The 6,702-nt window shown below is 64.3% G+C and carries 6 protein-coding genes; 3 read left to right on the top strand and 3 right to left on the bottom strand.

Features of this window, described 5'->3' with window-relative positions; translation table 11 throughout:
- Positions 1-1,038 (bottom strand): CmpA/NrtA family ABC transporter substrate-binding protein (locus tag MOV75_RS22770; protein ID WP_247006659.1); only part of this gene is annotated, 1,038 nt, incomplete at its 3' end.
- Positions 1,035-1,625, bottom strand: coding sequence for an ANTAR domain-containing response regulator (locus tag MOV75_RS22765; RefSeq protein ID WP_008564898.1), 591 nt, complete (start codon positions 1,623-1,625; stop codon positions 1,035-1,037). The genes MOV75_RS22770 and MOV75_RS22765, both read right to left, overlap by 4 nt.
- A gap of 110 nt (positions 1,626-1,735) precedes the next feature.
- On the opposite strand from MOV75_RS22765, the gene rimO reads away from it, so the two are divergent.
- Complete coding sequence (gene rimO, locus MOV75_RS22760) at positions 1,736-3,061, top strand: 30S ribosomal protein S12 methylthiotransferase RimO (protein WP_247006658.1); 1,326 nt, start codon at positions 1,736-1,738, stop codon at positions 3,059-3,061.
- Positions 3,062-3,167: 106 nt separating this feature from the next.
- Here rimO and MOV75_RS22755 read toward each other — a convergent pair whose 3' ends face one another.
- Complete coding sequence (locus MOV75_RS22755) at positions 3,168-4,106, bottom strand: hypothetical protein (protein WP_246929774.1); 939 nt, start codon at positions 4,104-4,106, stop codon at positions 3,168-3,170.
- Positions 4,107-4,230: 124 nt separating this feature from the next.
- Between MOV75_RS22755 and MOV75_RS22750 the strand changes: the two genes are divergently transcribed.
- Both MOV75_RS22750 and MOV75_RS22745 read left to right on the top strand, forming a co-directional pair.
- Positions 4,231-5,388, top strand: a complete 1,158-nt coding sequence (locus tag MOV75_RS22750) for a tetratricopeptide repeat protein (protein WP_246929775.1) — start codon at positions 4,231-4,233, stop codon at positions 5,386-5,388.
- 292 nt (positions 5,389-5,680) lie between these two features.
- Positions 5,681-6,702: acetylornithine transaminase (locus MOV75_RS22745; RefSeq protein WP_247006657.1), on the top strand; the 1,022-nt coding region annotated here is incomplete at its 3' end.

The following is a 6,702-nucleotide window of genomic DNA, read 5'->3' as shown; positions in this document are numbered from 1 at the left end:
CGCGTCGTAGAGGTCGGGCCTGAACACGGCCATCGCGGTCTTGACGCCCTCGGGGTTAAGCGCGGTCTGCCCCCAACGCACCATCTGCGCATAGAGCCAGGCGGCCTGGACCGGATCGGGGCGCCCTGCCTCTTCCCGCCCCACCAGGAGGTAGCGGCCGCTTTCGCGGAAGGTACCGTCAGGGGATATCTTCAGGCGTCCGGTCAGGGTGCGCTGGATGACCTCGGCGTCGACCCCGATCCGCTCGGGCTGCGCCAGGATATGCGCCGCCTCGGCCAGGTTCGCGGGCTGCTCGATGAACTCAGCCCCCTTCACCGCCGCACGCACCAGGCCGGCGACCACGTCCGGATGCGTGTCGGCCCAGACCTGGCGAACCGACAGCACCTTCTCCGCCGCATGCGCCAGGATGTCGGAGACGAAATGCAGGATGTGACCGATGCCGAGATCCACCGCGACGGAATTCCAGGGCGCGCCGACGCAGAATGCATCGACGTGGCCATTGGCGAGGCTGTCGACCATGTAAGGCGGCGGCAACACAACGAGGCGGACGTCCTCGTCGGGATCGACGCCGGCCGCGGCCATCCAGAACCGGAGCTGGTAATTGTGGGTCGAGAACGGAAAGGTCATGCCGAAAGTCAGCGGATCCACGCCGGCCTTGCGGCGCTTGGCGACCACCCGTGCCAGCGCTTTCGCCGTGGCGAGCGGATCGAAACGATCGCCCTCGATCTCCTCCATCAGCGCTGCGTGGAGCGCGGGCGAGACCGTGATCGCGTTGCCGTTGATGCCGAGATTGAAGGGCGCGGCGATCGGCACCTTGACGTGACCGAGCCCGAGCGAGGACGCGATCGCCACGGGCGCCAAGAGATGCGCGGCGTCGAACAGGCCGATATTGAGCTTGTCACGAACGTTGGACCAGGAGACTTCGCGCACCAGTTCGACGTCGAGCCCCTCGGCGGCAGTGAACCCCCTGTCGACGGCAACGATCAGGGCTGCGGCATCGACCAGCGGAATGAACCCGATGCGGAGGGGAGCAGTCATTTCAGCATCTCCGACGCGGTGATGATCGACTGCGCGATCTCGCCGATTTTCTTCTTCTCGCGCATCGCCGTGGAGCGCAGCAGCACATAGGCCTCGTCCTCGGTGAGGCCCTTCACCTTCATCAGGATGCCCTTGGCGCGTTCGATGATCTTGCGGTCCTCGAGCTGCGACTTGGTGCGCTCCAGCTCTTCCTGGAGCTTGGCGAAGGCGTTGAAGCGGGACACGCAGAGGTCGAGGATCGGCTTGATGCGCTCCTTCTTCAACCCGTCGACGATGTAGGCGGATACCCCCGCCTCGACCGAGGCCTGGATCGAGGCTGAATCGCTCTGGTCGACGAACATCGCAATCGGCCTTTTCACGGCGCGGCTGACCTGGAACATCGCCTCCAGCACGTCGCGGCTGGGGTTCTCCAGGTCGATCAGGATGATGTCGGGGTCCACCGCATAAATACGGGCGAGCAGGCTCTGCATCTCGCGGATATGGACCACTTGCGTGAATCCGGCCTCCCGCAATCCCTCCTCCAGGATCGCAGCCCGGATCGGGCTTTCGTCGACGATTACGATTTTGGGCGACTGTTCGGCGCTCATTGCTCACTCACGGCAGGTGATTCATCCATAGCACGCCGGAACGACCTGCAAAGGGTTGTAATTGTGGGCAATTGGGACTAGCTCAGGCCGGTCAATCAGGCAGATCAGATATGGATCAGACGGCTGCGCCCAAGGTCAGCTTCGTGTCGCTCGGGTGTCCCAAGGCATTGGTGGATTCCGAGCGTATCATCACGCGCCTGCGCGCCGAGGGCTATGAGCTCGCCCGCAAGCATGACGGGGCTGATATCGTCATCGTCAACACCTGCGGCTTCCTCGACAGCGCCAAGCAGGAATCGCTCTCGGCGATCGGCGAGGCCATGGCCGAGAACGGCAAGGTGATCGTAACGGGTTGCATGGGCGCGGAACCCGAGCAGATCGAGCAGGCCTATCCGGGCGTGCTCTCCATCACCGGCCCGCAGCAATATGAGAGCGTGCTCGACGCCGTGCACCGCGCGCTGCCGCCCGCCCACAATCCGCATCTCGACCTGGTGCCGCCGCAGGGCATCAAGCTGACGCCGCGGCACTACGCGTATTTGAAGATCTCCGAGGGCTGCAACAACCGCTGCACGTTCTGCATCATCCCGAAGCTGCGCGGCGATCTGGTGTCGCGCCCCGCCAACGACGTGCTGCGCGAGGCCGAGCGCCTGGTCGGTGCCGGCGTCAAGGAGCTCCTGGTGATCTCGCAGGACACCTCGGCCTATGGCGTCGATCTCAAATATGCCGAGAGCCCGTGGAAGGACCGCCAGGTCCGCGCCAGATTCCTCGATCTCGCGCGTGAGCTCGGTGAACTCGGCGCCTGGGTGCGGCTGCAATATGTCTACCCCTACCCGCATGTCGACGAGGTCATCGCACTGATGAATGAGGGCAAGGTGCTGCCCTATCTCGACATCCCGTTCCAGCATGCGAGCCCCGAGGTGCTGAAGGCGATGAAGCGCCCGGCGGCTCAGGACAAGACGCTGGCGCGGATCAAGCGTTGGCGCGAGGAATGTCCGGATCTTGCTCTGCGATCCACCTTCATCGTCGGCTTCCCCGGCGAGACCGACGCCGACTTCGCCTATCTGCTCGACTGGCTGGACGAAGCCGAGATCGACCGCCTCGGCTGCTTCAAATACGAACCAGTGGCCGGCGCCACGTCAAATGCGATCGAGAACCCGGTGCCGGAAGAGGTCAAGCAGGAGCGCTACAACGCGCTGATGGCCCGCCAGCAGAAGATCTCCGCGCGCCGGCTCAAGCGCAAGGTCGGTACGCGCCAGCAGATCATCATCGACGAGGTCGGCCCGACCGTCGCCAAGGGCCGCTCCAAGGCCGATGCGCCGGAGATCGACGGCGCAGTCTATCTAACGAGCCGCCGCCCCTTGCGCGTCGGCGAGATCGTCACCGCCAAGATCGAGCGCGCCGACCAATACGATCTGCACGGCAGCGTCGCGGGGTTTTAAGGCCCTCCGTCATTGCGAGGAGCCCTTGCGACGAAGCAATCCAGAATGCGTCCGTAGTGGCAGTCTGGATTGCTTCGCTACGCTCGCAATGACGTTGGAGAGGCAATTACGCCAGCCATTTCGGCACCCAGCGCTCCGGGCGCGGAGCACGGGCGAGATCGGCCTGCGCTTCGGACAATGTCGCCGGCTCGCCGTCGATCGTCGGGCGTACATCGTATTCGAAATTGGGCATGACGCGGCCGTCCGCATAGAGCCCAAAATTCATCGCGTACCACAGCCCCAGCTCGGGCTGCGCACGACGCATCTCCTCGCGCAGATCGCGCAGCAGGGATTCGATTGAAGCAGCTTCCTCGAACGGCTGGGGCCCGCGCGAGAGCACGCGCGCCTCGTACTGCTTGCCGACGATGGCGACCTCGAAGCGCGTCTTGTCCCAGGGCTTCTTGCCCTTGGGCAGATGCGCGGCCAGCCGCCAGCCGAGCTCGGCCATCAACCGGTGACTGGCCCAGTAGTCTTCGCGATCCCGGCTCCACTTTTCCACGAAGCCGCGGAAGTCGGGCAGCTCCGACGAATTGTCGTCCGGCGGCGGCTCGCCATGGGGTCGTCCGGCGAGCCACTGCGCGAGCTCGACCGTCTGGCACTCGACCTCGTCATGCGGCTTGAGATCGCTCCAGGCATTGTCGAATTGTTGCGACGTCAGTTTGGCGAGCAGACCATCGAGGCTCGGCGCCAGCAATTCGTAGTCGCCCTCCGACCCTAGCCCCACGATCGGCGGATTGTCGCGGTCGAGACCTGCGCCGTACCAGCCGCCGACGGCCGAACCATCCGGCAGCCGCATGAACAGCGAAAACCTGTCCCGCAAGGAACTGCCGTCGATGATCGGCGCATGATCGGAGAACTGCCCCTGCAAGGAGAAGCAGCCGACGCTGCCCCACGGGCGCCCGTTGAGCCATGCGGCAAAGTCGACCAGCAGCGGAGGCGCTTCGATGCCGGGCGGAAACGCGCCGCGAATGCTGTCGAGGTCGATCGGATAAGGCGTATCGGACAAGGCTGAAAACTGTCTGGTTGGTCCCGTCCCTCTTGGTCTGAGCCGTCGTGCATTCGGTTCGAACCAAGTCGAGTGCTTCGATCACAAACACGCTAGAGACGCAATGGTTTCGGCGCGGTACACAATGAAATACGACGAAACATCAGGAATTTGGTTCAAGCTTTCGGCAATCGGCCTCACCATGGCCATGCTAGCGCTGTCCGCGCCCGCCGCGGCGCGATCCCCGTCGGCCGCACAGCTGCGTCAATGGTGCTATGAGGACGACGACAGGGGCACCGAGGAGCAGCGCATCGAGGGTTGTTCGGCCGTGCTCAAGGCCAATCCCAACGATGTGCATGCTCTCGCCAATCGCGGCGAGATGCTTCGGCGAAAGGGCGACGCCGCACGCGCGCTGGCGGACTTCAACCGTGCGATCGATCTCAATCCCAGACATCCCGACCTCTGGTACAACAGGGGCATTGCCCATGACGATCTCGGCGATAAAGATCGTGCCATTGCCGATTACACGCGCGCCATCCGGCTGAATGCCCGCGACCCGCTCTACTACAACAATCGCGGCAACTCCTTCATCGACAAGAACGACTACGAGCGCGCGATGGCTGACTACGACCAGGCCATCAAGCTCGATCCGAAATTCGCGCTCGCCTATTTCAACCGGGGCACGGCCTATCGCGAGCGCAGCGAGGCCGACCGCGCCCTCGCCGATTTCGACATGTCGATCAAGCTCGATCCCGCTTACGGCCCGGCCTATGGCAACCGCGCGCGCATCTTCCGCGATCGCGGCGACCGCGCCCGCGCGCTGGCCGACTTCGCCAGATCGCTCCAGCTCAGCCCGGACAACGACCGCGATTTCTATGCCCGCGCGAACATGTATTTCGACGAGCACGACTATGCACGGGCTCTGGAGGACTACGACCGCGCCATCAAGGCGAACGCGAGCTATTCCGGCGTGTTCAACTCGCGCTGCATGACCCACGCGATCCTCGGCCACTTGCAGGAGGCGCTGGCCGATTGCGAGCAGTCGCTGAAAATGGCTCCCAACGATCCCGAGACGCTTGATAGTCGCGCCCTCACCTATCTCAAGCTCGGCAATCTCGACGCGGCGATTGCCGACTATGACGCGGCGCTGAGCGCAAAACCCGGCTACGACAGCTCGCTCTACGGCCGTGGACTTGCGAAACGGAAGAAGGGCGACAACGAAGGCGCTGAACGCGACATTGCGGCCGCCAAAGCGATCAAGGCCGGCATCGCCAATGAGTTCGCGCACTACGGCATTCAGTGAAGAAGCCGCGCAGCCGGCGTGACTGACACACGCCCGACGGGCATTTTGCAAAACGGCCGCTTGACAAGTCCTGCCATTCGGCTGTAGGGACGCGCCCCATGATCAACTCTCGGACCCACCAGCGCACCGAAATGCTCCGCCGTCGCTCCCGCGACGATGAGAGGGTGCGCCATGTCCGACGACGCCGCTGAACCACTGAATTCAGCTGAAGTCTTCGAGAAGGCCGCACCCGCAAGGTGCGGCCTTTCTGCTTTTTGCGCCCGTTTTCCACCCGCCTCCAGAGGAGTTCGACATGACCATCGCCACCCATCCGTATGACGCGCTGATGGACATCACCGCACGGCCCAAGGCCGTGTTCGTCCGCGGTGCCGGCTCCTACCTCTGGGACGACGGTCGCAAGCGCTATCTCGATTTCGTGCAGGGCTGGGCTGTGAACTGTCTCGGCCACTCGCCGCCGGCGGTTGCCGACGCGCTGACCGCGCAGGCCAAGCGGCTGCTGACGCCGAGCCCGGCCTTCTACAACGAGCCGAGCCTCAAGCTCGCGAAGTTGCTCGTCGCTGGCAGCGCTTTCGACCAGGTGTTTTTCGCCAATTCCGGCGCGGAAGCCAACGAGGGCGCGATCAAGCTCGCGCGGAAATATGGCAGCCTGCACAAGGGCGGCGCGTTCGAGATCATCAGCTTCGAAGGCGGCTTCCACGGAAGAACGCTGGCGACGATGTCCGCCTCGGGCAAAAAGGCTTTCGAGCCGCTGTTCGAGCCCAAGGTCGCCGGCTTCAAGAAGGCGAAGCTCAACGACATCGCCTCGGTCGAAAGGCTGATCAACGACAACACCGTCGCGGTGATGCTCGAGCCGATCCAGGGCGAATCCGGCGTGTGGCCCGCGACCGATCAGTTCCTGCAGGAGCTGCGCGCACTGACCGAAGCGCATGGCCTCTTGCTGATCTTCGACGAGATCCAGACCGGCATGGGCCGGACCGGCAAGCTCTTCCACTACGAGCACACCGCCATCGCGCCGGATATCATGACGCTCGGCAAGGGCATCGGTGGCGGCGTGCCGCTGGCCGCCCTGCTCGCCACAGAACGCGCCTCCTGCTTCGAGCACGGCGACCAGGGCGGCACGTTCAACGGCAACCCGATCATGTGCGCGGTGGGGCTTGCGGTCCTGGAAGAGGTCAGCAAGCCGGACTTCCTGAAGACGGTCGCCGAGACCGGCCTGCTGCTCGAAAGCGAGTTGCAGAAGGTCTCGGCCCGGCATGGCCTCGGCGAGGTGCGCGGCCGCGGCCTGTTGCTGGCGCTCGACCTCAAGCTGCCGAT

Source organism: Bradyrhizobium sp. PRIMUS42, from assembly GCF_023006515.1.
Classification (GTDB): Bacteria; Pseudomonadota; Alphaproteobacteria; order Rhizobiales; family Xanthobacteraceae; genus Bradyrhizobium.
The sequence above is the reverse complement of the archived record's forward strand: the minus strand, read 5'-3'. Positions and strand labels throughout refer to the sequence as shown.